The sequence below is a fragment of the Bradyrhizobium sp. CCH5-F6 genome, assembly GCF_001556045.1.
Taxonomy (GTDB): Bacteria; Pseudomonadota; Alphaproteobacteria; order Rhizobiales; family Xanthobacteraceae; genus Bradyrhizobium.
In genome coordinates this window covers 1-26,187 of record NZ_LSIC01000180.1, presented here as the reverse complement: position 1 = coordinate 26,187, position 26,187 = coordinate 1, and the positions used below count along the sequence as shown (strand labels likewise).

General features: G+C 59.0%; 27 protein-coding genes. 24 read left to right on the top strand and 3 right to left on the bottom strand.

The features are described 5' to 3' along the window. Positions 1-15: 15 nt before the first annotated feature. Both AX729_RS30935 and AX729_RS30930 read left to right on the top strand, forming a co-directional pair. Positions 16-1,461, top strand: a complete 1,446-nt coding sequence (locus tag AX729_RS30935; RefSeq protein ID WP_061027973.1) for a sigma-54 dependent transcriptional regulator — start codon at positions 16-18, stop codon at positions 1,459-1,461. 857 nt (positions 1,462-2,318) lie between these two features. Beyond that, positions 2,319-3,008 (top strand): OmpW/AlkL family protein, encoded by a 690-nt coding sequence (locus AX729_RS30930; RefSeq protein ID WP_063817316.1) that lies wholly within the window; start codon positions 2,319-2,321, stop codon positions 3,006-3,008. Positions 3,009-3,128: 120 nt separating this feature from the next. Here AX729_RS30930 and AX729_RS30925 read toward each other — a convergent pair whose 3' ends face one another. After that, entirely contained in the window at positions 3,129-4,445 is a 1,317-nt protein-coding gene (locus tag AX729_RS30925; RefSeq protein ID WP_061027971.1) for a globin-coupled sensor protein, read from the bottom strand. Positions 4,446-4,757: 312 nt separating this feature from the next. Between AX729_RS30925 and AX729_RS30920 the strand changes: the two genes are divergently transcribed. The 19 genes from AX729_RS30920 to AX729_RS30830 all read left to right on the top strand — a co-directional run bounded on the left by AX729_RS30920 (position 4,758) and on the right by AX729_RS30830 (position 20,706). Then, the gene (locus AX729_RS30920) at positions 4,758-5,720 is read left to right on the top strand and encodes an NADH-quinone oxidoreductase subunit B family protein (RefSeq protein WP_061027970.1); all 963 of its coding nucleotides are present in this window, start codon (positions 4,758-4,760) and stop codon (positions 5,718-5,720) included. 67 nt (positions 5,721-5,787) lie between these two features. Next, a complete protein-coding gene (locus AX729_RS30915; RefSeq protein ID WP_061027969.1) occupies positions 5,788-7,386 on the top strand; it encodes a nickel-dependent hydrogenase large subunit in 1,599 nt (532 codons plus the stop codon). A gap of 101 nt (positions 7,387-7,487) precedes the next feature. Beyond that, a complete protein-coding gene (locus AX729_RS30910) occupies positions 7,488-7,799 on the top strand; it encodes a hypothetical protein (RefSeq protein ID WP_061027968.1) in 312 nt (103 codons plus the stop codon). Positions 7,800-7,840: 41 nt separating this feature from the next. Beyond that, entirely contained in the window at positions 7,841-8,149 is a 309-nt protein-coding gene (locus tag AX729_RS30905; RefSeq protein ID WP_061028005.1) for a hypothetical protein, read from the top strand. Between the two features lie 224 nt (positions 8,150-8,373). Further along, entirely contained in the window at positions 8,374-8,862 is a 489-nt protein-coding gene (locus tag AX729_RS30900) for a hydrogenase maturation protease (RefSeq protein ID WP_061027967.1), read from the top strand. Next, the gene (locus AX729_RS30895) at positions 8,859-9,173 is read left to right on the top strand and encodes a hypothetical protein (RefSeq protein WP_061027966.1); all 315 of its coding nucleotides are present in this window, start codon (positions 8,859-8,861) and stop codon (positions 9,171-9,173) included. Before AX729_RS30900 ends, AX729_RS30895 begins: the two co-directional genes overlap by 4 nt. A gap of 134 nt (positions 9,174-9,307) precedes the next feature. Beyond that, entirely contained in the window at positions 9,308-10,303 is a 996-nt protein-coding gene (locus AX729_RS30890) for a tetratricopeptide repeat protein (protein ID WP_245325475.1), read from the top strand. Positions 10,304-10,321: 18 nt separating this feature from the next. Continuing rightward, positions 10,322-10,531, top strand: coding sequence for a hypothetical protein (locus AX729_RS30885; RefSeq protein WP_061027964.1), 210 nt, complete (start codon positions 10,322-10,324; stop codon positions 10,529-10,531). A 10-nt stretch (positions 10,532-10,541) separates the two neighbouring features. Then, complete coding sequence (locus tag AX729_RS30880; RefSeq protein ID WP_061027963.1) at positions 10,542-10,766, top strand: hypothetical protein; 225 nt, start codon at positions 10,542-10,544, stop codon at positions 10,764-10,766. 29 nt (positions 10,767-10,795) lie between these two features. Beyond that, a complete protein-coding gene (locus AX729_RS30875) occupies positions 10,796-11,671 on the top strand; it encodes a NifU family protein (RefSeq protein WP_061028004.1) in 876 nt (291 codons plus the stop codon). A 2-nt stretch (positions 11,672-11,673) separates the two neighbouring features. Then, positions 11,674-12,876 (top strand): NHL repeat-containing protein, encoded by a 1,203-nt coding sequence (locus AX729_RS30870; RefSeq protein WP_061027962.1) that lies wholly within the window; start codon positions 11,674-11,676, stop codon positions 12,874-12,876. Next, on the top strand, positions 12,873-15,344 hold the full coding sequence (gene hypF, locus AX729_RS30865; RefSeq protein WP_063817314.1) for a carbamoyltransferase HypF: 2,472 nt from the start codon (positions 12,873-12,875) through the stop codon (positions 15,342-15,344). The genes AX729_RS30870 and hypF overlap by 4 nt, the downstream gene beginning before the upstream one ends. Continuing rightward, positions 15,314-15,595 carry a HypC/HybG/HupF family hydrogenase formation chaperone gene (locus AX729_RS30860; protein WP_061027961.1) on the top strand — a complete coding sequence of 94 codons (282 nt, stop codon included), beginning with the start codon at positions 15,314-15,316 and terminating at the stop codon, positions 15,593-15,595. The genes hypF and AX729_RS30860 overlap by 31 nt, the downstream gene beginning before the upstream one ends. 13 nt (positions 15,596-15,608) lie before the next feature. Further along, a complete protein-coding gene (locus AX729_RS30855; RefSeq protein ID WP_061027960.1) occupies positions 15,609-16,301 on the top strand; it encodes a D-sedoheptulose-7-phosphate isomerase in 693 nt (230 codons plus the stop codon). Then, a complete protein-coding gene (gene hypD, locus AX729_RS30850; protein WP_061027959.1) occupies positions 16,298-17,428 on the top strand; it encodes a hydrogenase formation protein HypD in 1,131 nt (376 codons plus the stop codon). Before AX729_RS30855 ends, hypD begins: the two co-directional genes overlap by 4 nt. Further along, complete coding sequence (hypE, locus tag AX729_RS30845; protein ID WP_061027958.1) at positions 17,425-18,492, top strand: hydrogenase expression/formation protein HypE; 1,068 nt, start codon at positions 17,425-17,427, stop codon at positions 18,490-18,492. The genes hypD and hypE overlap by 4 nt, the downstream gene beginning before the upstream one ends. Positions 18,493-18,502: 10 nt before the next feature. After that, positions 18,503-18,844, top strand: coding sequence for a hydrogenase maturation nickel metallochaperone HypA/HybF (locus AX729_RS30840; protein ID WP_061027957.1), 342 nt, complete (start codon positions 18,503-18,505; stop codon positions 18,842-18,844). After that, positions 18,844-19,977, top strand: coding sequence for a hydrogenase nickel incorporation protein HypB (gene hypB, locus AX729_RS30835; protein ID WP_082770580.1), 1,134 nt, complete (start codon positions 18,844-18,846; stop codon positions 19,975-19,977). Before AX729_RS30840 ends, hypB begins: the two co-directional genes overlap by 1 nt. A gap of 33 nt (positions 19,978-20,010) precedes the next feature. Then, complete coding sequence (locus tag AX729_RS30830; RefSeq protein WP_061027956.1) at positions 20,011-20,706, top strand: HoxN/HupN/NixA family nickel/cobalt transporter; 696 nt, start codon at positions 20,011-20,013, stop codon at positions 20,704-20,706. Positions 20,707-20,947: 241 nt separating this feature from the next. Here the strand turns inward: AX729_RS30830 and AX729_RS30825 are convergent, their stop codons facing one another. Continuing rightward, the gene (locus AX729_RS30825; protein WP_245325474.1) at positions 20,948-22,213 is read right to left on the bottom strand and encodes a tyrosine-type recombinase/integrase; all 1,266 of its coding nucleotides are present in this window, start codon (positions 22,211-22,213) and stop codon (positions 20,948-20,950) included. Positions 22,214-22,646: 433 nt separating this feature from the next. On the opposite strand from AX729_RS30825, the gene AX729_RS30820 reads away from it, so the two are divergent. The 3 genes from AX729_RS30820 to AX729_RS30810 all read left to right on the top strand — a co-directional run bounded on the left by AX729_RS30820 (position 22,647) and on the right by AX729_RS30810 (position 25,218). After that, the gene (locus tag AX729_RS30820) at positions 22,647-23,483 is read left to right on the top strand and encodes a hypothetical protein (RefSeq protein ID WP_061027955.1); all 837 of its coding nucleotides are present in this window, start codon (positions 22,647-22,649) and stop codon (positions 23,481-23,483) included. A 526-nt stretch (positions 23,484-24,009) separates the two neighbouring features. Continuing rightward, positions 24,010-24,732 carry an Xre family toxin-antitoxin system antitoxin gene (locus tag AX729_RS39105; protein WP_082770579.1) on the top strand — a complete coding sequence of 241 codons (723 nt, stop codon included), beginning with the start codon at positions 24,010-24,012 and terminating at the stop codon, positions 24,730-24,732. A gap of 9 nt (positions 24,733-24,741) precedes the next feature. Then, a complete protein-coding gene (locus AX729_RS30810) occupies positions 24,742-25,218 on the top strand; it encodes an RES family NAD+ phosphorylase (RefSeq protein ID WP_061027953.1) in 477 nt (158 codons plus the stop codon). Between the two features lie 28 nt (positions 25,219-25,246). Here the strand turns inward: AX729_RS30810 and AX729_RS30805 are convergent, their stop codons facing one another. Continuing rightward, on the bottom strand, positions 25,247-25,651 hold the full coding sequence (locus tag AX729_RS30805) for a nuclear transport factor 2 family protein (protein WP_061027952.1): 405 nt from the start codon (positions 25,649-25,651) through the stop codon (positions 25,247-25,249). Positions 25,652-26,187 lie beyond the last annotated feature (536 nt).

The following is a 26,187-nucleotide window of genomic DNA, read 5'->3' as shown; positions in this document are numbered from 1 at the left end:
TGAAAAGAATATTGCATGGAAACGCTCGGAACGGTCCTCATCTTGGCGCGAGGTGGTCCGCAATGGTCCGCTACAGCCGATGTCTTGTCCGGAGAGTATGATTACCGGGTCCTAACTGCTCGTTCGACTGAAGATGCGGCCAGCGCACTGTCCGATGCCCATATCGATATCGTTTTGGCGGAACATGGCCCAAGTGGCGACGGATTGAGTTTTCTCGCCAATCTGCGTGTTACCCATCCCGACGTCATTCGCGTGCTGGCGCTTGACGCCAAGACCGAGCTGACCCAGCAGGCCATTTTGCCCGCGGCTATCTACCAATTTGTGCGCAAGCCACTCGATGCGAAGCAAATAGGTTTGGTCGTTGAACGCGGTCTGGAATCACGCGAACTTGCACGCCGCCATCGAATGCTGACACGTGAGTTCAAAATTCCAGCAGACTCGATGAGACTCCATGTACGCAGCGGGATATCTTTGCATCCCGAGAGCCAGCGGTTCGAGAAACTCGTCTACGTCAGCGAAAAACTAAGCGAGCTTTGTGATCTCTCTCGTAAGGCTGCCCGGACGGAACTACCGATCCTGATCCAGGGCGAAACCGGGACTGGCAAGGAGTTGCTAGCACGCGCGATACATTATAGCTCGAACCGCAAGGCCAGCCCCTTGATGGTTCAGAATTGCGGCGGTATGTCCGATGAATTGCTTCAATCGGAATTGTTCGGGCATAAGCGCGGAGCGTTCACGGGTGCAATTTCCGACCGCCTTGGTCTATTTCGCGCCGGGGATGGTGGAACAGTTTTCCTTGATGAAATCTCCGAAGTGTCGGCGTCTTTCCAGGTGAGTCTCCTCCGTTTCCTTCAGGAAGGCGAGGTCAAGCCACTCGGTTCCGACAAGACACAGACATGCAACGTTCGTATCATTGCGGCGTCCAATCGACCGCTAAAGACACTCGTTGCTGAGGGAAAATACAGACAGGACCTGTATTTTCGCCTCAAGGGTTTCGAGCTAGAAGTGCCGCCGCTTCGAGACCGTCCTGACGACATTCCAGCGCTCGCGGAATTTTTTGCCGCCAAGCATAGTGATGCGATCGGTCGGAAAATTCTCGGCATATCTGCGGGAGTCCTCGAGAAGCTGTCCGCATTCGAATTTCCCGGCAACGTTCGTGAACTCGAAAATGAAATCCGTCGCATGGTCGCCTTGGCTGAGGACGGCGAATATCTGACAACAAAATACATATCGCCCGCAATACTCGCGGCCGCCCCCCGGCAGCATTCTGGTGTGGCCAACACCTATATGCCTCAGGGAGCGACTTTAAAGGACAAGGTCGAGAGTCTCGAGAAATACATTCTCCATGAGGCTTTGGTGCGCCATCGATGGAACCAGAGCCGTGCGGCGAACGAATTAGGCCTTTCGCGCGTTGGTTTAGCCAACAAGATCAAGCGATATAGTCTTAACGAACCCAACTAGGGTGTAGCGATGGCTGACGATGCGGATTCAAACGATGACCTAGGTTCTGGCGAGGCTAATTCGCCGGCGGAGGTCGTTCGTTTTCCCCAATCGCGCGTTTCACCTGCGGGAAGTTCTGAGCCGTTCCGAGAACTCGGCATGAGCACGCTTTCGAAGAGTCTCGGCTTTCCCGAGCGTCAGGCGACCGGGCATTGGTGTAGCCGCTGTCGCGGAATCTGGTTCGGATATCTGCTCGAGGTATCTTGCCCGGTTTGCGGAAATCGTCACGGTTAGTGCCGCGCGGCCCGACGTTGCAATTTGGCTTTGGCCCTCCGTCGTGGAAGTCATTTTCCCTTCTGATTGGCATCTTTTGGCCGCCGTAGCAGCCCTTCCGGAACAGACAGCCTGGGTTGGAATGGATAGAGCCAGGTGGTTTGCGAACCTCGTCATAGGCACGCGCCCAATAGTTTCTGCTGCCATTCTCGGCGGCGAGCTGCGCTATCTCAACGTGCCTTTCGGAAGCCGGTCGAAATCGATACTTCGATGCTGCTCGCTCCTGTCGCGCCCCGATCGCGCTAGTCTGTCATTTGATGCTCCAATATCTGCGCGATACCCGGCGTGGTGGTGAATCTTCCAACCGCAGAAGGACGTCAGCTGACAACGTAGTTTGCTGCTACAAGGTAGGTTTGCTCGATCTAGCGCTCCTGTACTCGGCACCAAAAATCGTAAATTGTTCTAAGCCACTCGAGCAAATGAATTTTTTTCCTTTTCTAGATTAGGCACGCTAGTTGCAACGCTCGATCAAAAGAAAAAGAAGACGTTTGGCAGCGCAGCCAATTCGGCTTGCGTCGAGGAAACAGATATTGGATGGGGACGTCATGAAAAGATTCTATCTTGCAGTCGCAATGGTACTCAACGCTGTTGCCGGCTTGCCTGCCGAGGCTTCTGCAGCCGACCTTACGTATCCGGTCAAGGCCCCCGCTCCCGTGCTCTATGAGGAGAGTCCGTGGATGCTTCGCGTTCGCGCCATCGCCGTTGTCCCTGACGCGTCGGCGACTTTGAGCGCGGCCGGCGCGCCGATCGCTGGGGCTTCCGTTGACGTGAGCACTTCGGTCGTGCCGGAGGTCGATGTGACCTACTTCTTTACGAAAAACATTGCTCTTGAGGTCGTTGCAGCCTTCTCGCCGCACACCGTGACTGGGTCGGGTACGATTGCTCCGTTGGGACAACTGGCACACTCGGTTCTGTTGCCTCCGGTCGCAACCCTGCAGTACCACTTTACCAACTTCGGCGCATTCAGGCCTTATATTGGCGTTGGCGCGAACTACACTTGGTTTTTGGACCAAAGCCTGAGGCAGCCCGCTCTGCTGAATGTTCACATCAGCGATTCCGCAGGCATCGTTGGAAATGTCGGGTTTGACTACATGCTTGACAAGCACTGGGGCTTCAATGTTGACGTCAAATATGTCGACATGCAGCCGAGTGTCAGTTTTGCCAACGGCAATATTGTCGGCAAGGTAAGAATTAACCCCTGGATCGTCGGGACGGGTGTGAGCTATCGCTTCTAGAACCGGAGGCTTACTTTCCGCCTCCAAGGTTCCTCGTTTACTTCAACGGGTGAAGCAATACCTTCTACTATTGCACCTTCCGGTCGACGAAATGTTTGTCGGCCGGCACCGCATTTCGATCTATCCTAAAACGCGATGACGCAACGACAACATGTCGGCTTGGAGCGTACCAACATGCGAAACGAGCGATTTCGCCAACCCAGATAGGTCGCCGGCGCTCTTTTTGGCGTGGCTGTTCATCGCCTCCATCGATCCAATCGATTCAGTAACCGCCTGTGCGAACCTAGCGGCGTCGGAGATGTTCCGGTTAATTCTGCGCGTAGCGTCCCCTTGCTCCTCGACCGCTGCGTTTATGGCGTGCCCGACGGCTGCGATCTCGCCGATTGTTCGGCACGTCAATTCTCCGTCTTCGACTGAAAGTGAGGTTGCTTGCTCCACGGCGTTGATTTGCGCTGCGATCTCTGTGGTCGCGGTCGATGTCTGAACCGCTAGAGCCTTCACCTCCGTCGCAATGACCGCGAAACCATTGCCCAAAGCGCCAGCTCGACTGGCTTCGATTCGGGCGTTCAAGGCAAGCAAGTTTGTTTGCGCAGCGATCTTGGAGATCGTCCCGACGATTGATCCGATTTGTCCAACGGCATTAGCTATCGTTTGCGACGTGCTCCGGTTGCGTTCGACTGCTTCGGCTGCCACGTCCTGGGTGCTGACGCCTTGTCGAGCGATTCCGGACATTGAAGTCAGTACCTCCTTGATGACTTCTGCGCCCTTCTCGATCCGTTTGACGATTAATCCAGACACCTCGTTGGCATAGCTCGCCTTCTCAATGGTAATCCCTGCTTCATCGTCGAGAACTTCAGCAATGTTTTTGAGCATAGTCGATGCCTCCAAAAAAGCACCCGTCGCCGGTGCAACGCGGTCTTCGAAGTCCGTGATAGCTGCCTCGATTTCGAGCTTCCGTTGCTGTTCGAGCTCCCGCTGACATGCGAGGTAGTCGGACATAGCAATATCCACGTCGAAGATGATCGTCTTTATCAGCGCATGTATGGCTCGATCCCGTCGAGCATGCGCGAACCGGTGCTTGCCTGCAAGGATCGCAGCAAATCCTTGTTGGCAAAAATTTGCGACGGTCATGGGCCAGTGGGACGAGAGCCCGGCCTCCATGACCGCCAACGTCATCCTGCGTGTGCTTTCAAGATACTCGTCACGAAGGTTGGCGGTAAAAACGAGCTGCCAGTGCGCAAGCTGTTCGGCAACCAAAGCGGTCTTTTGATCAGAGCCGATCCGTGCGAACGCTGGTTCGTCGACGCAGTGTGTCAAAAATTCTACCAGTATGCGTTCTGCGTGGGGTTCGATGGCAGGCCATGCTTGCTGGAGGCAATGCCAGGTCTCTGCGTTCAATGTGTGCAGTTGCGCCACTCGCTTAATATCTTCGATCATTTGTTGAGTGCCCCGCGGTCATGGAATGCCTTGCTTCTATCAAGCCTTGATAAAAAATATCTTAGTACGTGCCGCAGCCAAATACGGGCTTTGATGCGGCCGCTTTCGCGCGTATTTCTGAATACCAACTTTGCACCGCTAACTTCGTTTGCATTCACGTTCAGCCATGGTGTGCGGTGCCAAAAGTACCCCGTGACGGTTAAGCTGCTGAGATACCGTAGTCATTTAGCTCTCGACCAAACCGGCACGCGATTTGCTAATCAGTATGCGACGCCCTTCTGGTTGGCGACAAAACAATGTTGGAGGAAACTGATGGCTAATCTTCTTTGGCTCCAGGGCGGAGCGTGCTCCGGAAATACGATGTCGTTTCTCAATGCGGAGGAGCCGAGCGCCTGCGATCTTGTGACGGACTTTGGCATCAATGTGCTCTGGCATCCGTCACTTGGCATGGAGCTGGGAGACAATCTGAAGAAGTTGTTGAACTCGCTGACTTCCGGCGAACTCGCGCTCGATATCTTTGTGTTTGAGGGCACTGTCGTCAACGCACCAAATGGCACCGGTGAATGGAATCGATTTGCAGGCCGTCCGATGAAGGATTGGGTCGCGGACCTCGCAAAAGTGGCGAGCTATACCGTGGCCATCGGGGACTGCGCGACATGGGGCGGTATTCCAGCAACGGCGCCCAATCCGTCGGATAGCGAGGGCTTGCAGTTCTTGAAGCGCAAGCATGGCGGTTTCCTGGGGGCAGGGTACAAGTCCAAGGCTGGCTTGCCCGTCATCAACGTACCTGGATGTCCCGCACACCCCGACTGGATCACGCAAATCGTGGTCGCGGTGGCTACGGGGCGTGGCGGCGATCTGTCGCTCGACGAATTCCAGCGGCCGAAAACCTTCTTCACTAGTTTCACGCAGACGGGTTGCACCCGCAACATGCACTTCGCCTACAAGGTTTCGGCGACTGAATATGGGCAGCGCAAAGGTTGCTTGTTCTATGATCTCGGATGCCGAGGTCCTATGACGCACTCGCCCTGCAACCGCATCTTGTGGAATCGGCAGTCGTCGAAAACGCGTGCGGGCATGCCGTGCATGGGATGTACGGAGCCAGAATTCCCGTTCTTCGATCTTATGCCAGGTACCGTCTTCAAGACTCAGACCGTCATGGGCGTTCCGAAGGACATGCCGTCGGGGGTCGATAAGGCAGGTTACATCAAGCTCACCGCGGCCGCAAAAGCTGCATCTCCGGCCTGGGCCGAAGAAGACATGTTCGTCGTTTGACGGAAATACTCGCCAGACCAATTACGAATGCATCTTCGCGCCTTCATGCCAAATAGGATAAATTATCATGCCATCAGCAGTCCAAACCCTCGATATCTCACCCGTCGGTCGAGTAGAAGGGGACCTTGACGTTCGTGTTAACATTCAGGACGGCGTCGTCGTTGACGCCTGGACCCAGGCCGAGTTGTTTCGCGGCTTCGAGGTCATTTTACGGGACAAGGATCCGCAAGCCGGCCTCGTCGTCACGCCGCGCGCTTGCGGCATCTGCGGTGCCTCGCATCTGACATGCGCTGCGTGGGCCCTCGATACCGCGTGGCAAACCGAAGTGCCCCGTAATGCGATCCTGGCGCGCAATCTCGGACAGCTCGTCGAAAGTCTCCAGAGCTTGCCGCGCCATCACTACGGCCTCTTCATGATCGACTACACCCACAAAAATTATGCGAAGTCCAAGTATTATGAGGAGGCCGTGAAGCGATGGTCGCCGTACACGGGCAGCAATTACGAAATCGGCGTCACCATCTCCGGCAAGCCGGTTGAGATCTACGCGCTGTTGGGGGGGCAATGGCCGCATTCGAGCTACATGGTGCCTGGCGGTGTGATGTGCGCCCCGACTTTGACCGACGTCACCCGTGCATGGTCGATTCTCGAATATTTCCGCCGTGATTGGATGGAGAAGATCTGGCTGGGTTGTTCGTTGGAGCGTTACGAGGAAATCAAAACCCTCGACGACTTCATGGCTTGGCTGGACGAGAAGCCGGAGCATGCGAATTCGGATCTTGGCATGTTCTGGCGCATGAGCCTCGATTGCGGAATGGACAAGTTCGGCAAAGGCCATGGTCGTTTCGTTTCGTGGGGTTACTTGCCGCACGAGGACAAATACCAAAAGCCGACGATCGAAGGCCGCAATGCGGCGTTGATTATGAAAAGTGGCGTTTACGACGGCAAGACTGATCAGTTCAAGTTGATGGACCAGAAGTTTACGCGCGAAGACACGATGCATTCCTGGTACGACGAGCCGGGCGGCTTGCATCCGTTTGACCGCAAGACCGTGCCGACACAGAAAAACACCGTGAACATGGACGGTCAGTATTCTTGGTCGACTGCCGTGCGCCATGATGAAAGCGGCCGCCTTGAGGCCGGACCACTATCGCGTCAGTTGATCGCGGGCGGCAAGCACGGCGAATCTTGGCAGCACTACGATCCGCTGGTTCTCGATATGTACAAGAAGCTCGGCGGCGCCAGCGTGATGCTGCGTCACTTTGCGCGCATGCATGAGGGCGTAAAGTTGTATCGCCAGGCTGAACACGCGTTGCGCGAATTCAAGTTGAACGATCCTTGGTACATCAAGCCGACCGAGAGGGACGGCCGCGGCTGGGGCGCGACTGAGGCGATCCGCGGCGCGCTGTGTCATTGGATTGAAGTTAAGGAGGGCAAGATCAAGAATTACCAGATTATTGCCCCGACAACGTGGAACGTCGGACCGAGGTCGTCGGACGGTATTCGCGGGCCGATGGAGCAAGCCCTGATCGGAGCCCCCATCAAGGACCCGCACGATCCCGTTGAGGTCGGTCACGTCTGTCGTTCCTATGATTCCTGTCTCGTTTGCACCGTCCATGCCCACGATGCAAAGACGGGTGAGGAATTGGCTCGCTTTCGGACGGCCTAAGCAGTCATTGTCAATCTAAAGTCGTTGGCCCATCGTGGGGAAGGTGGGCTTGCGACTCCAAGGCCTTGAACTGAAATATTCATCGCGAAAGGCGGTCGCATATGGCGTCCGATAACGGGGTTTTGCTCAAGACGATCGCCGACATGCTTGAGAAAGGGCTTGAGACGCAAGTCGAGCCTTTTCCCGAGACCGATAAAGAGTTCGCCGACATTCTTCTCCAGCTTCGCCAGCTTGATCCGAAGGATCTTAAGGGCAAGCTCGTTGTCGGTGGCTTTGTGAATCATCCATACGGACCGGAAAGACAGCGTTGCCTGGAGTGCATGTACTACCTCGTGCATCGAAAATGGTGCGACCTGCCTGAACTTGCAGTTCCGGTCGAACCGGAATGGTGGTGCCGATTGTGGCGAATCTGACGTTCCAGTTCGACGGACGGTGACCCGGGAAGATGGGGTCTATGAGCGACGAAGAGCTTCGCGATGAGATTAGATGTCTCCTTGAGGGCGGCTTCAAGACCGAAGTGTTTCCTCGTGCCGACACACATGAGGAAGTTCAGTCAATCGTGTTCCGGCTCAAGGCAGCAGGCCTTGATCTGAAGGCAAAGCTCGCAATCGGAGGGTTTACACTCGCACCGATTGAGCACGCGGAGATCGAGCAGTTGTGCGAAACCTGCATGTATTACAAGGTTCACCGGCAATATTGCGAGTTGCCTGAACTCGATATACCGGTTGAACCTAAGTGGTCATGCAGGCTCTGGCGTATCTGAGGCCTGCTCACGAAGTCCTACGGCTCCCGCGGCATGGCTAACGCCTTCTAGACCGTGTATCCCGCCAGGTGGCCGAAGAGGATGCCGGCGAGGACGGCTGGCTCGAAGTGCCCTCTATCGGGTATCGGATGTCTCAGACCGATCCCGGATGATGCAATGCGACATCGATTGGTGAGTGCAATCCGGCTGCAGAATGGTAATGCTTCGAATCCGGGAGGCTCCTCATGATTGTGGTTGTCGGGTGCGGAAACCCAAATCGCCTCGACGATGGAGCGGGCATCGAGGTTCTGCGGATGCTGGAAGCTCGCGGCGTCTGCCGCGACGCGCAAAATGTTCGGCTGCTTGCTGCAGGTACCGACGGAATGGCGACAATGTTTGCGGCCCGTGGTTGCCGCACATTGATCGTTGTCGATGCTTGCCGCTCCGGTTCGGAGCCGGGCGCAGTCTTCGAGGTGCCGGGCAACGAACTCGAGCAAAGTTACAAAGCGTCTCTCAACCTGCATGACTTCCGTTGGGATCACGCGCTGTTCGCGGGTAAAAAGATCTTTCGTGAAGACTTTCCTTCTGACGTAATGGTGCTGCTGATCGAGGCGGCGACGGTGGATCTAGGGATGGGTTTGTCGCCAGCCGTCTCAGCCGCAGTCGCGAAAGTCGCTGACCGCATCAGCGGACTGATCCAAGCGCGCCTGTTCGAGCGGCGGGCAACGTCGTGACGGCGGCTGCGACCGTCACACTCAGGCGCGGGGCGCTCTACCTGAGTTGCGAGATTTACGATCGCTATTTCACGGCGCTAGAGGCCGTCATTTTAATCCGCCGCGAACGCGACCTTTGCGTCTTGCCCGTCCGGCACGCGGCCGCGGGCGGCTATCTTCTCAAACTCCGCAACAAGCTTGGTGATCGCGTTGTTCATGCCCCCGATTTCTTCCGTGAACATCGCGTCAACGAAGATATCGCGCTGCAACTGTCCGTCGTCTGGTCGGCAGAACAGGGCGCGCTGGTCGCGGCTGACACATTCGACATGTAAAGTAAGTTTGCAATTAGAAAAACAACTAGACATTTGCGACTCGTTCCGGTTAGCATGGATCGCGAAATAAAAACATGCAGCCGAAAAGGCGCGATTGGGGGAAACGAGTGAATACAAGTCTTGTCGGAGATGAAGTGCGTGCAGCACTCGCGGCTGCAGAGGATGCGGACGCGAGTCCTTCCGAGCGCGCTGAAATGCTCATGGAAATCGCGATGGGTCTGCAGCAGCAACCCAAATCACCCGATCAATTGCGCGCCTCGGTTACGCTCTATGACAAGGCGCTTTCAATCTGTCCGGAAGAGATGCAGCTTCTGGCGGCGCGAATCCTGGCGCGCAAAGGCACTGCGCTGCAGGCCATTCCCGAAGAGGGAACGGCGTCGCTTGAGCAAGCGCGCGCGACGTTCGAGCAAGCCATCCCGACGTTGATCGATTTTGGAAAACCGGAAGAACTAGCTGAGGCCGAAATGAACCTTGGCCTTGCGCTGCAAAATCTGGCTGGCGTTGGGCGGGCGCGTATCACCGACGCGATTTCGGCCTACCAGCGTGCCCTTCGAACTTTCACCCGGGCCAAGTATCCGCATGAATTCGTGATCCTGCAGAATAATCTTGCGACTGCATTTCTTTCAATACCGATGACCGACGAGCGTGGAAAGATGCGCGAAGCGCTTGCGGTGCAGGCTTTCGAGGAAGGTCTCAAGGTTGTCACGCTGATCGACAACCCGACCGAATACGCGATGTTGCAGAACAATCTCGGCAATGCGCTGCAATACGTTTCATCGAGTCACACTCTTGAGAACAACATTCGCGCGATCGAGGCCTACGACGAAGCCTTGAAAGTACGTACACGGCAGACGACCCCGCTGGAATACGCGAACACCATCTCGAATAAGGCAAATTGCTTATGGAATTTGCCCGATGATCCCGCGGATCCGGAGAGCGGAAATCGGATCAATCTCGCGCAGGCGCGCGCCTATTACGCCGAAGCGCGCGAGATATTCGTGGCGCACAGCGAACCTGAAAAGGCGCGTCTCGTTGCGGAAGCATTCAACCAGATCGAGCGCGAGATGTTAGCTTTACCACCGACCAACGGCCATGATGGCCGCCAATCCATGCGATCCCGAACCAAGTAAAGAGGAGTTTGTTGAGCGATGAATCTACCCTATTCCCCCGAAATGCTGGCCATTTCCTTTGTGTTCGGCGCGGTTGCGTCGATTGTGGGCGGAGCCGTCGGTGGCATTGCCGTCGGCGGCAAGGTACTGGGAAATGAACTCGCCGCAATGTTGGGAGGATTTTACGGTCCGCTCGCCGGCGTCGCCGGCGTCGTCATCGGACTCTTCGTCCTTACGGTCACTGGTTGAGGAAAATCTCATGTTCGCTATGGCTCAAAATTCAATCGTTTTGTTTTTTCGCGGCAAGTTATTCGCGGAACCAGGCAAGGCCTTTCAGAAGATTCTGATCGGTATTGCCGTTACGGCATTGTTACTGATCGCAATCGCGAAGGTGGGCGCGCCGCTGTGGATAGCGGCGCTCGTGGCCGCGCTGCTAGGAGGCGGATTGCAGCCGTATTTGTTTCGGAATCTCCGCTATCGATGAGGCATGCGGATCGTGCAAGTGAGAACAAAATGAACGCTCACGATCAGGATATGGTATCGACCACGCGTGACGATCTTGCCGGCTTCGTCGGTGATATTGAGCGGCTGGAGGCCTTATTCGCGACATGGGAGGAGACACACCGGGCCGCCGTTGGAGCCTACAAGCTCTCGATTGAGGCCCTTAATGCCGAGGCCTTGCGTCGTCTGGTCCGGTCCTTGAAAACGGATCCTGCGGCATTCGCCGCCATGAAGAGCGCTATTGCAGACGAAGTGGTCTATGCCGTCCTGCGGCGGCACGACATCGTCAAGCCGAGCTTGAATGAGCGCGTTGAAGTTGCACTTGAAAGCATTCGCCCCATGTTGGCTTCGCACGGTGGAAACGTCGAACTCGTCAAGGTGAAGCCGCCCGCCGTCGAAGTTCGGTTTATTGGGGCCTGCGATGGCTGTCCGGCTTCAGCACTGACTTTCCACGCCGGCGTGAAAAAGGCGGTTCAGGAGGCATGTCCCGAGATTACCAACATCGTGCAGGTCAAGGGTCTCGCCGGCTCAGAAGATAGCGGCGTCCGCTTCGTTAGTCCGTTCGCGCTCGGTGCAAAAGGTAATTGGCTCGCTGCTGGCTTGCTGTCAGAAATACCCGAAGGGTCGATCCGCTCAATGGAGCTGGGCGGCGAAAAGGTTCTGCTGTCGCGTAATGGCGCCACCGTTACCTGTTTCCAGAACGCTTGCGCGCATCTTGGTTTCCCGATCCATGACGGCGATATCGAGAATGGCATTATCACCTGCCCGCATCACGGCTTCAGGTACGATCTCTCCAGCGGGGAATGCCTCACTGCGCCGGAAGTTCAGTTGCAGTCGCATGCCGTGCGCGTCGTCGGCCAGCGCGTCGAAGTCAGGATGTCGAAATAGCCATGCAGGTCTCGTTTGCCGCCAGACGGTTGCAAAAGGCTCTACCCCGGGCCGGCGACAACCATGTGGCGCTGCCGCTGCTGTCTGCCGCAGGCGCGCGCGTGGTGCTTGGCGGCGAGGCGCTCGCGAACGGGCTGGCCCGATCGATCGTACCCGGCGCGGATACGTTGTTCGGCCCGCGCGGCGCCTGCCTTGCAAGCGAGCGTGGCCCGCTGTTTGTTTGCGACACCGGGCATCACCGGCTGATGATCTGGCGCAAGCCTCCATTGGACGATCAGGTGGGGGCCGACATCGTGATCGGCCAGCCGGATTTTTCGCGCGAAGGCCGCAACGCCAAGGGCGAGGTTGGCGCCGCTACGCTCAACATGCCGACCGGTGTCGCGGCTTGCGACGGCATTCTCGCGGTGGCCGATGCCTGGAATCACCGCGTGCTGATCTGGCACAGCTATCCCGAGACGTCCAACCAACCTGCCGACGTCGTACTCGGTCAGGCTGATTTCACCGGCGGGATCGCCAACCGCGGAGCAAGCCTGCCCACCGCGGACACTTTGAACTGGAGCTATGGCGTCGCCGTCGCCGACGGCAAGCTCGTTGTCGCCGACACCGGCAATCGCCGTGTGCTGATCTGGAATACGATTCCGCACGCGAACGGCACGCCGGCCGATGTGGTTCTCGGCCAGCGCGATTTCGTCACCCGAGACGACAATGCGGGGCAGGCCGGTGGCGCATTGGGAATGCGATGGCCTCATGGCATCGCAGTGGCGCGCGGCATGTTGTTCGTGTCCGACGCCGGGAACAACCGCATCATGGCGTGGCGGAATTTTCCGCAATCGACCGGCCGCGCTTGCGACTTCGTGCTCGGGCAGACCGATTTCATCGGGCTCGATCATAACCGCGCCTCCTATTATCCGAACTCGAGTGCGCTCAACATGCCCTACGGGCTGACCGTTCAAGGCGGTATGCTCGTCGTGGCAGACACCGCCAATTCCCGGCTGCTCGGCTTCGAGCTCGACGGCCTTGGAATGGATTCGCCCGCGATCGCGCTTGCCGGGCAGCCGCTGTTTTCCGACAAAGGCGACAACCGTTGGCGTGCCGCCAGCCGCGATAGCGTGTGCTGGCCCTACAGCGCCGCGGCGTCTGGCAAGCTGCTTGCGATTGCCGATGCCGGCAATAACCGAGTTCTGCTCTGGGAGGCCGCGTCGTGAGCCGTCGCAGCAACATCGTCGAACTGGACGAGCGGGTCTCGGTCGAAATCCGGGTGCGCGGTCGCGTGCAAGGGGTCGGCTTCCGGCCGACGGTCTGGCGCTACGCGCGTGAGCTCGGCCTGGCTGGCGAGGTGCTCAACGATTCCAACGGTGTTCTGATCCGTGTCTTCGGCAACGTAGCCGCCATATCCGAGTTGACCAGTCGCATTGAGCGCGAGCCGCCACCGCTCGCCCGCATTGATGCCATGGCGTCGCACCCCTATTTCGGCGATCTGCCGGCCGAGTTTGCGATTGTCGATAGCCTTGGTGGCGCTGCGCATACGCAGGTTGCGCCGGATGCCGCGATCTGCGGGGCCTGCGCGGAGGAAATCGCCAGTCCGTTCGAGCGGCGATACCGTTATCCCTTCACTAATTGCACCCATTGCGGGCCGCGGCTGAGCATCGTTACGGGCATTCCCTATGATCGCGCCAATACCGAGATGGCGCCGTTCGCGATGTGCCCGATATGCCGCGCGGAATACGACGATCCGGCCGACCGTCGCTTTCACGCCGAAGCCATTGCCTGTCACGTCTGCGGTCCCAAAGCGAAGCTGATCCGCTTCGATCGTCTTCCGTTCAGCTTCGATCAGTTTTCGATGATGGACGATGTCGATGCCGCCTGCGGACTTATGAAGAACGGCGAGATTGTCGCCATCAAGGGAATCGGTGGCTATCAGCTGGCGTGCGATGCCAGCAAGGCCGAAGTGGTTGCCCGGCTACGGCATCTGAAGAAGCGCGACGCCAAGCCGTTCGCACTGATGGCGCGCGACCTGGATGTGATCGGGCGTTATTGCAGCGTCTGCCCAGAGGAGGTGGCGTTGCTGACCGGTCCGTCTGCGCCGATCGTGCTGCTGCGCGCCGATGGCGGCGAGAAGCTGCCGGATGCGATCGCGCCGGGTCTTAGGACGCTGGGCTTCATGCTACCGACCACGCCGATGCATCAGATCATGCTGCGGCGGATGAGCCGGCCGGTGGTGATGACGAGTGGCAATCTGTCCGACGAACCACAGGTGATCGACGATTCAGAGGCGGGCGAGAGGCTCGGCGGCATCGCGACCTATGCGCTGATGCACAACCGCGAGATCGCCAACCGGATCGATGATTCCGTGGCGCGTGTCGTGATGGGACGCCCGCGCGTGATGCGACGCGCCCGGGGTTATGCGCCCGGCTCCATCCGGTTGCCTGGGGGATTCGAGACCGCGCCGGAACTTCTGGCGATGGGCGGCGAATTGAAATCGACGTTTTGCCTCGTCAAGGATGGTGCGGCGATCCTGTCGCAGCATCAGGGCGACCTCGAGGAGCTCAGGACCTTCGACGATTACCGCAAGAACCTCGCGCTGTATCAAAAGCTGTTCGATCACAATCCGGTCGCGCTGGTCGCTGATCTGCACCCGGAATATCTGTCGTCGAAACTGGCGCGCGCGCGCGCCGCCGCCGATACGATCCCCTTGCTGGAGGTCCAGCACCATCACGCCCACGTTGCCTCGTGTCTCGCCGAGAACGGTCATCCACTGGACGGCCCCCCGGTTCTCGGTATCGTGCTCGACGGCTTGGGATGGGGCGGCGACGATTCGCTGTGGGGCGGCGAGTTCCTGCTTGCCGACTATCGCCGTTATCAGCGGCTCGGCACCTTCAAGCCGGTTGCGATGCCGGGCGGCGCGCAAGCGGCACGCGAACCGTGGCGCAATCTCTACGCCCATCTGATGGCTGAAATGGCCTGGCCGGCGTTTGCGATGAATTTCGAGGAGCTGGAACTGCACGGCTATTTCGAACGAAAGCCGCGCGCCACGCTCGACGCCATGATCAGGAACCGCGTCAACGCGCCGCAAGCCACCTCATGCGGGCGGCTGTTCGATGCGGTTGCGGCCGCGCTGGATGTCTGCCGGGAACGGCAGGGTTATGAAGGCGAAGCGGCGGCGCGGCTGGAAGCCATCGTCGACGAGGACACGCTGCGGCACGAGGACGATACGCTCGGCTACCCCCTCAGCATCCCCAATCTCAGGGGTTCCGGACTACCCTATATCGAGCCGCTGGCGATGTGGCACGCGGTGCTCGGCGATCTCATCCTGAAGACGCCGGCCCCTGTCATGGCGGCGCGGTTTCACAAGGGGTTGGCAAAATCGATCGTCGCCATGACGAAGAAGTTGGCCAGCGGCGAGGACGAAACCGGCCCGCGGCGGTTCGACACTGTGGCGTTGTCCGGCGGCTGCTTCCAGAACCGAATCCTGTTCGAGGAGGTCGGCCACCGACTCGAAAGCGATCATTACACGGTGCTGTCGCACGCGCTGGTGCCCGCCAATGACGGCGGCCTGGCACTCGGTCAGGCGGCGATCGCCGCCGCGCATCTCATCGATTCCAATAGCCAACAGATAAGAAACCAGTCGGAAGGAAACGCGTCATGTGTCTTGGCATTCCCGGACGGATCGTAGAGATCAACGACGTTACCAGGAAGCTTGCGACCGTCGATGTCGGCGGCGTCAAGCGGCTGATCAACATCGCCTGCATCGTCAATGACGAGCACTTGGTGGAGTCTTGCGTCGGCGACTGGGTGCTGGTGCATGTCGGATTTGCCATGAGCCGGATCAACGAGGAAGAGGCCGCGCTGACACTGCAAATTCTCACCGAACTCGGCGAAGCCCAGGCCGAGATCGAAGCGATGCGGTTATCGGCGGCCGAATAGGGAGGTTCGTGTCATGTCCAACGATGGTGACCTCAAGGCGCTCTATCCGTTCCTGCACGGCCAACCGCAGGCCCCGGCGCGGCTCGACGCCGCACTGCTGCATTCCGTCGAGGAGAAGGCCCGAGATTCCCGCGAGACCAATACGCGCTTTTTCGGCGAAAACGCCGCGGTCCTTGTCGCCGCGGCCAAATCGCTCGCTGAGGTCTATCGCCGCGGCGGCCGGCTGTTCTCAATGGGTAATGGCGGTTCGAGCTGCGATGCGTCCCACGTCGCGGTGGAGTTCGTCCATCCGATCACCGCGGGGCGTCCGGCGCTGGCCGCTACCAATCTGGTGGCGGATCTCGCGATGATTTCCGCCGTCGGTAACGATCTCGGCTTCGACCATGTGTTCGTGCGCCAGTTGTTGGCGCAAGGCAGGGCGGGGGACGCCTTGATCGGTATCTCCACCAGCGGCAATTCGGCGAATCTGATGTCGGCGTTCACCAAGGCCAGGGAAATGAACATTGTCACCATCGGCCTGGCCGGTGGCGACGGCGGTAAAATGAAGTCGTCGGGCGTGGTGGATTTCTGTCTGGTGGTGCCGACTTCGTCGATCCACCGTACCCAGGAATGTCACGTCGCCGCCTATCACATCCTGTGGGATCTCGTTCACACGCTGCTAGCCGATGACCGTGGATCGGCAACGACCAAGGGAGCTGCGGCATGAAATATCTCGACGAATTTCGCGACGGCGACAAGGCGCGCGTCCTGATCAAGGAGATCGAGGCGCTGGTCGCGACCATGACGATTCCGGCGGAGCGCCCGCTATACATCATGGAGGTCTGTGGCGGCCACACCCATTCAATATTCCGCTACGGCCTCGAAGGCATGCTGCCGAAGGAAATCGAACTGATCCACGGACCGGGCTGTCCGGTCTGCGTGCTGCCGATGGGACGGGTCGACGACTGCGTGTCGATCGCCGAGAATCCGAACGTGATATTCACGACCTTCGGCGACGCAATGCGTGTGCCCGGCTCAAAGAAGAGCCTGTTGCAGGCCAAGGCTGAAGGTGCGGACGTGCGGATGGTGTATTCGCCGATGGATGCGCTGGCGCTGGCGCGCAAGAACCCAGATCGCGAGGTGGTGTTCTTCGGACTCGGCTTTGAAACCACGATGCCGTCGACGGCACTCACTATCCTCCAGGCGGAAGCCGAAGGTATCCGTAATTTTTCTGTGTTCTGCAATCACATCACGATTGTGCCGACCATCAAGGCGATCCTCGATAGCCCAGGGCTGCAGCTCGATGGCTTCCTGGGTCCGGGGCATGTCTCGATGGTGATTGGCACCGCGCCTTACGAGTTCATCGCGAACTTTTACAGAAAGCCGATGGTGGTCGCCGGTTTCGAGCCGCTCGATATTCTGCAGTCGATTTGGATGGTGCTGAAGCAAATCAAGGAGGGGCGCGCTGACATCGAGAACCAGTATGCGCGCATTGTCCCAGACGGTGGCAATGCGCCCGCACTGCAGGCCGTATCGCGCGTCTACGAACTACGTGAGTTCTTTGAGTGGCGCGGGCTCGGTTCGATCGACCATTCCGGCGTCAGGCTGCGTGATGAATACTTGCATTTCGATGCCGAGCAGAAGTTCGCAATTCCGAACCTGAAAATCGCCGATCCGAAATCGTGCCAGTGCGGCGAAGTTCTCAAAGGCGTGATCAAGCCATGGCAATGCAAGGTTTTCGGGTCGGCCTGCACACCGGAAACTCCACTGGGCGCACTCATGGTGTCGTCAGAGGGCGCATGCGCGGCCTATTATCAATATGGCGGCGTCAAGCGCTACAAGGAGGCGGTATGAACGTCGCGCCCTTTATCCGTACAAGGCGGCTCGGCAAGGTCAGTGTCGGCACCGTGACGCTTGCTCATGGCGGCGGCGGCAAAGCGATGAAAGACCTGATCGACGACGTGTTCGTTGCCGCGTTCGATAATCATGTGTTGGCGCCGCTGGAAGACCAGGCGCGCTTCGATCTGGCCGAACTGGCACGCCATGGCGACCGGCTGGCGTTCACTACGGATTCCTTTGTGGTCGATCCGCTGTTCTTCCCCGGAGGTGACATCGGTGAACTCGCGGTATGCGGTACCGTCAACGACCTTGCGGTCGGCGGCGCGATCCCGCTCTATCTGTCCTGTGCCGTGATTGTCGAAGAGGGCATGAGCGTCGATATGCTGCGGCGGATTGCCCGCTCGATGGCGAAAACCGCTGGAGATGCAGGAGTCCGGATTGTCACCGGCGACACCAAGGTGGTGCAGCGGGGCGCTTGCGACAAGTTGTTCATTACCACGACCGGCATTGGCGTGATCCGCAACGGAAGCACGCTCGGTGTCGACGCCGCGCGACCTGGCGACCTGGTACTTGTCAATGGCCTGCTCGGTGATCACGGCGCGGCGATCCTGTGCGCGCGGGGCGATATGGCGCTCGACACCCTGATTGAAAGCGACTGCGCTTGTCTTCACGGGCTGATCGAAACGCTGCTGGCGGCGGCGCCCGGGGTGCGGTTCATCCGCGACGCCACTCGCGGCGGTCTTGCGACAGTACTCAACGAGATTGCAGATGCATCGCAGATCGCGATCGAGATCGACGAGGGGGCCACGCCGATCCGCGAGGAGGTCAAGGCGTTTTGTGAGATCCTTGGGCTCGATCCGCTTTATCTGGCGAATGAAGGTAAGATCGTCGTGATCGTGCCGCCCGAGCAAGCCGAGGCGGCGCTTGGCGCAATGCGTTCCCATCCGCTGGGCGGGGGCGCCGGCATCATCGGGCGCGTCAATCAGGGCGAGGCCGGGCGCGTGACCATGCGCACGGTGTTTGGCGGGCGGCGGATCGTCGACATGCTGGTCGGCGAACAGCTGCCCCGGATCTGTTGAGGGCGTTGTTATGCATGAGCTCGGCATTGTCAGGAATATTGTCGCAATCGTCGGCGATGCCGCAAAAGGGCGCAGGGTCCGCCGCGTCACGCTCGAGGTCGGAAACCTGTCCGGCGTGATGCCGGACGCCATCGCCTTCTGCTTCGACACGGTCGCGCGGGGGACGGCGCTCGACGGTGCGACTCTGGAGATCAGGCCGATCGTCGGGCGCGCTCGCTGCGACGCATGCGGCACCGAGTTCGTCGCCGACACCCTGTTTACGCCATGCGGCTGCGGTTCGCGGCAGTTCAAGCGGCTGCAGGGAGAGGAATTGAACATCAAGAACATGGAACTCGAAACGGAGGTCGCCTGATGTGCGGACATTGCGGGTGCGGAGACAAAACCGGCGCCACCATTCTCAATCTCCAGACCGGAAAGGAAACGACGATGGGCGGCCATTCCCACGACCATGATCACGTCCACGCCGACGGCACCCGTCACAATCACGGTCATGACCACGGCCATGACCATCATCACGGCCATTCGCACGAGCATGAGCACGTTCACGCCGATGGAACGCGCCATCGCCACGGACATGGTCATGATGACGGTGCGCACGACCACGGCCACGATCCCGCGCACCATCATTCGCATGACCATGTCCATGCCGACGGTACCGATCACTGCCACGAGCACGATCACGGCCATGATCACCAGCATGGTCATACCCACGAACATGACCATGTCCATGCCGACGGTACCAGGCACAGCCATGCCCACGATGACGGGCATCATGATCACAGCCATGGCCACGATCACGGGCCGCGCACGACGGACGCCGTGATCGAGCTGGAAACGCGCATCCTGGCCAAGAACGATGCCCTGGCGGCCAAAAACCGGGCCTGGTTCGCTGGGCGAGACATTCTGGCGCTCAACCTCGTCAGCTCGCCGGGCTCCGGCAAGACCACGCTGCTGGAGCGCACCATTCGCGACCTGAAGGGCGAACTGAAACTCTATGTGGTCGAGGGTGACCAGGCGACGGCCAATGACGGCGAGCGTATCCGAGCGGCGGGTGCGCCCGCGGTACAGGTCAACACCGGCACGGGATGCCACCTCGAAGCCGACATGGTGGCGCGCGGTCTTGCAGAACTAAAGCCGGCTGCCGGCTCCGTCGTCATGATCGAGAATGTCGGCAACCTCGTCTGTCCGGCGATGTTCGATCTCGGCGAGCGCGCCAAAGTGGTCATCCTCTCGGTGACTGAGGGGGAAGACAAGCCGCTGAAATATCCGCACATGTTTCGCGCCGCGGAAATCATGATCCTCAACAAGACCGATTTGCTGCCGCACGTCGATTTCGACGTCGCGCGGGCCGTTGCAAATGCGCGCGAGGTCAATCCGAATATCGGCGTCCTGCAGGTCTCGGCGCGGAGCGGCGAGGGGCTGGCCGGCTGGTATGCCTGGCTCCGAAATGAAGCCGCCAAAGCCCGCGAATCTGCTTTTGCTTGAGATTTGGTGACGGTAAATGAAACCGGGGAAAGCATGTTTGGGATCGTGGGGTTGGGCTTTCTGCTCGGAATGCAGCACGCTCTTGAAGCCGATCATATAGCGGCGGTATCCAGCATTGCTGCGCGACGGACTAACGTCGGCGATATCGTCAGGCACGGCCTGACTTGGGGGCTCGGTCATACGGTCACGCTTTTCGTGTTTGCCGGTGCGGCGATCCTATTCGGCCAGGCGATTCCCGAACATCTTTCGCGGCCGTTGGAAACGGCGGTCGGCATCATGCTGGTTGGGCTTGGCTCGCACGTGCTATGGCGATTGTGGCGCGACCGAGTGCACTTCCATCAGCATCGGCACGACGACGGCTCCGAGCACCTCCATCTCCACGGCCATGCTGGGGACAACATTGCCCATCGGCGCAGTAGTCATGCGCACTATCACGGCTTTCGGTGGAAATCCTTGCTCGTGGGCCTGATGCACGGAATGGCGGGGTCGGCTGCGCTTCTAGTGCTCGCAGTTACACAGGTCGCGGATCCAGTGTATGGCGTTCTCTACGTTTTGTTGTTCGGATTAGGTTCGATGCTGGGCATGGGTGCGTTGTCAGCCGTGATCGCGGTGCCGCTCGTGGCGTCAGCGCGTTGGCTGACCTGGGCCAATCGCGGTCTTCAGGGGTCTGTAGGGGTTATCACGATCGCGATCGGTGCAACGACGATCTATTCGACATCGCTTATATAGAACCGGTATAGATCCGGGTTGCATTTGTTCGTTAATTTATTGATTTTGCTTGATTTTTTGTGATTTATGATTCTCATAAATCATCACTTAGCGGTAGGTAAGTCATGTGTTGCGTAACGTACCAAAACCGGTTCTCGGACCAAGGCAGCGTACTCGCCGCCGAGGTGTCCGGATTTGAACTGGGCGGGGGGCGAGCGCCTCTCTCGACTAGAAGCCTCGACCCCTCGCGGGCTAGCTTGAACTAGGAATGGACCCAGGCTGCCTCGTGGAAGAAATCAGGATGAGAGCCGGCGCCAGCACACCCCGGCTTTTGGGCTGGTAAGGCCGCGACGTGTTCTGCCCAACGTTCGAGCGCCTCGCGCATCTCGGCCGCGTACCGCGCGCGGTTATAGACACCAGCTACGCCAGCCCGGTGGCCGCTGACGTGGTTTAGGATCGCCTCCACGATGTGTGGCAGCACGCCAAGCCGGTCGGCCATCACAGTGGACGCCGATCTGCGAAGATCATGAACGGTCCAATGGGGTAGGGATTCACCCAGGGCTTCCGCAATGCGCGCATCAAGCGCCGACTTCGACTTTGACCAGCCTGAAAACCCGCGATGCGGGTCACCGCTGCGTCGGGGTCCGTCACCAAAGAGGAAGTCTCGACCATCTCGGCGGGGTGGGAGTAGGGCCAGGGCGGCGGGAACCAATGGCAGCAAATGCTCGCGATGGTTCTTGGTCCGGGTGCCTGGCAGCGTCCATAGCCCCGAACTGGTGTCAAGTTCGGCCCATTGCATACTGCCCACTTCATCACGGCGTTGGGCTGTGAGCAGCAACAAACGCACGATGCGTCCGTAGTCGTCATCTTCACAGGCGTGCCAGATGGCTGATAGCTCCGTCTCCGTTAGGACCCGTTCGCGGCTTCCCGGCTGCGCCGGTCGGTTAGTGCCGAGAACCGGGTTCGCAGCGATCTCAAGGCCCTCGCGTATTGCCCAGTTGAACATTGAGGACAGGGCTGTACGGGCGCGGGCTGCTGAGACCGCTCCATGAACTGATGCGAAGTCAGCGATACGAGCCGAGATATGGCGGCGAGTGATCTGGAAGACCGAGACCGAATGCAGGGGTTTCCAACTGACCAACAGGTAGCGTTCTATTTCCGAATAGGTCCTGGGCTTCAGCCTTTGTTTGGCGGTCCGCAGATATTGATCCGCAATGGTTCGGAGGGTGTCGGCCGCCTGTAGGCGCGCCTTGGCTTTCTCGTCCGCCGGGTCTTTGCCATTGGCAACCACGCCCAGAAGCCGCTTGGCCTCCTTGCGTGCGAGCTCCGGCGTCCAAGGGGCGCCGTGAGCACCGATGGTGACGAAGCGCTGCCGACCGAACACTCGATATTTGAGAACGTAGGTCGCCCGGTCGCGTTGGCGGCGAACGCCAAAGCCCCGCACCGCCTCGCGGTGGTCTGCGTCCCAAATTGTCTCGCCTGGCTTGAGTGCTTGCACTGCGCGGATCGTGATACTCGAAACAGCCATCGATCGCCTCTGTAGCTACCACGTAGCTACCACCATAGCGCAAATTGCAGCGCACGTAAGGCGGGGGGCGGCGATCTTACTAATTGATAAGACTATGATTTTCGTACAAAAGGCGGGAGTTGCGTAGCATCGGCGGAGCCCGTGCGGTGTCTGTGGAACAGGAGGTCGGTGGTTCGAGCCCACCCAACTGTACCAATGGGGTAAATCACGACATCTTCGGCAGCTTGAAGCAGCTTCGCGTATCCGCGTCGCAGACGATTGATCCGTATCCGAAAGCAGGTAGCCGTGTCGTCCGATCGCTTACACACCGGTGTCAGAGTGTAGTGCCTAGACAAATCGCCTGTGAGTAGCGGAAACCGAGAAGCCGCAAGGCCACCAAGTCCACGCGAGAAGTGGTACCAAGCGATTACCCGAACACCGATTGAGTGACTCCATGAAGTTTATTGATACGCTTCCCCCGTATCTGCTCGCTCTGGGCGCGTTCATCTGTTTCGGAATGGCGCTCTGGTTCTTCTGGCTTGAAAGCCTCAAGACAGCGGCGGCATTGAGCGGTCTCTTCTTCCTTTGCGTAGTTCTCGCCTATCTGCCTCAAGCTGAGAGCGTCAGCGCCTTTGCGGTTAATGTCAGGCTCAAGAAAAATGTAGACCTTGCGAAGGAGGCCATCGAGCAACTCAGGGATCTAGCGAAAGTGAACGCACGCGTTGGCTACACCACACTAGCGTGGGGCAACAGGATGGGTGCGCCGAGCGCCGAGGAGAAGAAGGCTCTTCTCGATCAGGTGGAACAACAGCTTGAGGTTCTGCACGTCAGTAAGGCGGAACGAAAGGAGATTGCGCGGCCGCTGGTCCGTCTTATCGGGCTCGATCTTTACCAGTCCTTCGTCCACACGATTGATCGCTACGTGCACGTTCGCCAACGCGATTATGCAGATCAGATTAGGCAGCACCCAGACGATCAGGCCTTGAAGGACGCCCACCAGAAACACATTCTCGCGGTGAATGAGTGGCGGGCGCAGCTTGATCGTCCATATGACGACATTGACGGTTACAACCTGCGGGCCTCGCTTCGTCGGGCGCTCCCTACGCTCTGGGTCAGCGCACAAGATGCCGAAGCCGCGCGAAAACTAGCCGACGAGATTCAAGCGCTGTACGACGGCTGTGTGAAACAGGGCGGCTACACCTCCGAGGCGGCCAAGTTCATTGATAAATATGGCGATACCAAAGGATTCAATGACAAGCTCAAAGAGACATTTGGCAGAGGATTTGATTGAACATTCATTCGACGACGGCGTTCGCGCCGGGTGGCATTTTCAGCAATGCGGTGACAGTGCGCAGATTGGTACTATCGTTGAAAATCGCTTGAACATGGTAGTTTATCGCGCGGCTGGAGACTACCCCTGCACCGGCTCGGGCGGAGCAAGCTCGTAGGATGGGTTGAGCCCCTTGCGAAACCCATCTCTTCTTGGCGACCGGTCTTCGTGGGCGCGACGTGATCAAGAAGCAGCATCCGCCCGGCACGACATCACGATGGCAGGCTGTCGTGATGTGACGTTAAGACGAGGGCTAGAACGGTTTCGCAAGGGCTCAACCCATCCTACGCGGCTGATGGTCGGCGAAAAGTCGTGCTTTAAGGTCGCCGGGTCCGGCAAATCCTTCCACGCTGCTTCGCGGCCGCCGGCAGCATTGCGGCGGTGAACTCGAGCGCGTCGATACTTGAATCCATCCCTGCATGTGCTTATATGCCAACTGGCCGAATAATGCGGGCATTTGGCACAAGGATCGCCGAGACATAATCACATGGGTAAGAACGAGCGTAGTGGCAAAGGCGTTGCTCGAACCTCTTCGCGGGGCGTTCGCGCCCCCGGCTCGCTGACCACCAAGCAGATCAAGACGATTGCAGCGTCGGCACTTACTCAGCGGCCTGACCATAAACAGTCGTTGAGAGCGACTCGCAAATCTCCTTTGGACAAACCCCGCAAGTCGGCGACGCTTGAGCGGCTGTCCGCCGCCGAGCAAGACCAGACCTATCAACCGCAGCCCGGCGCGGTTGTTGTTCGAGGGCATTTCGATGCGGTCACCGGGCTCTCCACCGTCACAGATGCGCCTTCACGCGGGCTCGGCAAACGCGCGGAGGATGAAGCGCGCTCCTCGGCCGAAATGTTCGACGTCGTGATCGACGGCAACAGCCTGTTTCGCATCGAGCCCGCTGCGCTCAAGCATCTTGCCAATTACAGTGATGATGAGATTCACGCCATCGTCGTGCCGAAACGCACGCTGGCGCGACGGCTGTCAGATGGTGAGCCGCTGACGGTCGAGGAGACCGACAAGGCGGTGCGGCTGGCGCGGGTCGACCGCCTCGCCGCAAACGTGTTCGGCGATGCCGCAAAGGCGCACCGCTGGCTTCGGAAGCCGAAGAGGGCGCTGGGCGGGGATACGCCGCTTGCCTATCTTGCGACGGAAGCGGGCGCTCGCGTGGTCGAGGAGATGTTGCATCGGATCGATCATGGCATCCTCGCTTGAGGATTCGGCGTGCGGATCTGGCGGATCTCCAATTTCGACGATCTTTCCGGTATTGGCGGCCTGAAGGCCGAAGGCCGCTGGCACGATCGTGGCCGGCACGTGGTCTACGCCGCTGACCATCCGGCTTCCGCGCTGCTCGAAGTAATGGTGCATCTGGAAATCGATGTGGAAGATTTGCCGACCAGCTACCAGCTGCTTGGTATTGACGTGCCTGATAACCTGGCTGTCGAAAAGGTGAGCTTGAGCGATCTTGAGAGGGAAACACCCGATTGGGCCGGCGATCCCAGGGTGACACGTGATGTGTTGAGGCCATGGTTCGACGAGATGCGCACTGCCGTGGTGTCGGTGCCGTCTGTCATCGTACCGTTCGCGCAAAATTATCTGATCAATCCGAGACACGTGGATGCGGCGCGCATCCGCGTGTCTCATGTTGGGCGTTATCCTCACGACGAGCGGCTGTTTGGGCTGCGAATAGGATCACCGTGACAGTGCATGGAATCCCACCGTCGCCCCTTCACGCAATCATCGCCTTGACCTGCGCCGTATCCGCAAATTCGACCAGCTCGACGATCTTGCCATCCTGAATTCTGAACAGATCCAGGATCTCGGTGCTGAACGTCTTCCCGCTTGGATGGTATTTGACGTTGACGCGGGAATGGATCGCGACCCGATCTCCATCGACCAACTCCGCCAGAATCTCGCGGCCTTCGAACCCGAAGTCTTTGATCAATTGGCTGAACCCGCCGCGCAGGGTCGGGTGGCCCTGCATGCTCCCGGTAAGCTCGAGCGCGTTCTTGTCGCCCTTTAGGGTGAACAGACCGTCGGGATGGAAAGCCGTCACCAAGCCTTCGGTGTCACCGCCGTCCCGCGCGGCATAGGCGCTCCTGACCAATGCGAGCATGTCTTCGCGTTGTGCCATGTTACCCTCCCTGCAACACGTATCAGGCCAGTCTAGCCACCTTTGCGTGTAAAGGCAAAAATGATCTCAATAGGTGTAAGGGCTTCGAACGCGGAAGCAGCATCGTTCGTTTTCGTTCCCCGGTTTTGCAAGAAAACGGCGGGAGCGCCGGCGAACCTTTTCAGGACCCCAGGTGTTTGTAGCTGCGGCAGGACAGACAACGCTGAGGGAGCTGAGCTATGAACGGAATTATCTATATCATCGGGCTTGTCGTCGTGATTGGTGCGGTGCTCTCGTTCCTGGGCCTGCGCTGATTGTTGATTGGGCGCGGCGAGGCCGTGCGGGGCCCGCAAAGCCTCGCATGCCTCACCCCGCCACCATCCACACCACCACCGGCGTCACCGCCGCCAGCAGCGTCCCCAGCGCCTGACACCGACACCAGCCGCTGATACTACGCCGCGAAGATGTAGGCGTTCGCGCTGGTTGGCATCGCCGCGAACAGCTCGACGACGCCGGCCGCAATCGGCGGCAGGTCGAGCAGTCTTGCCAGCACGAAC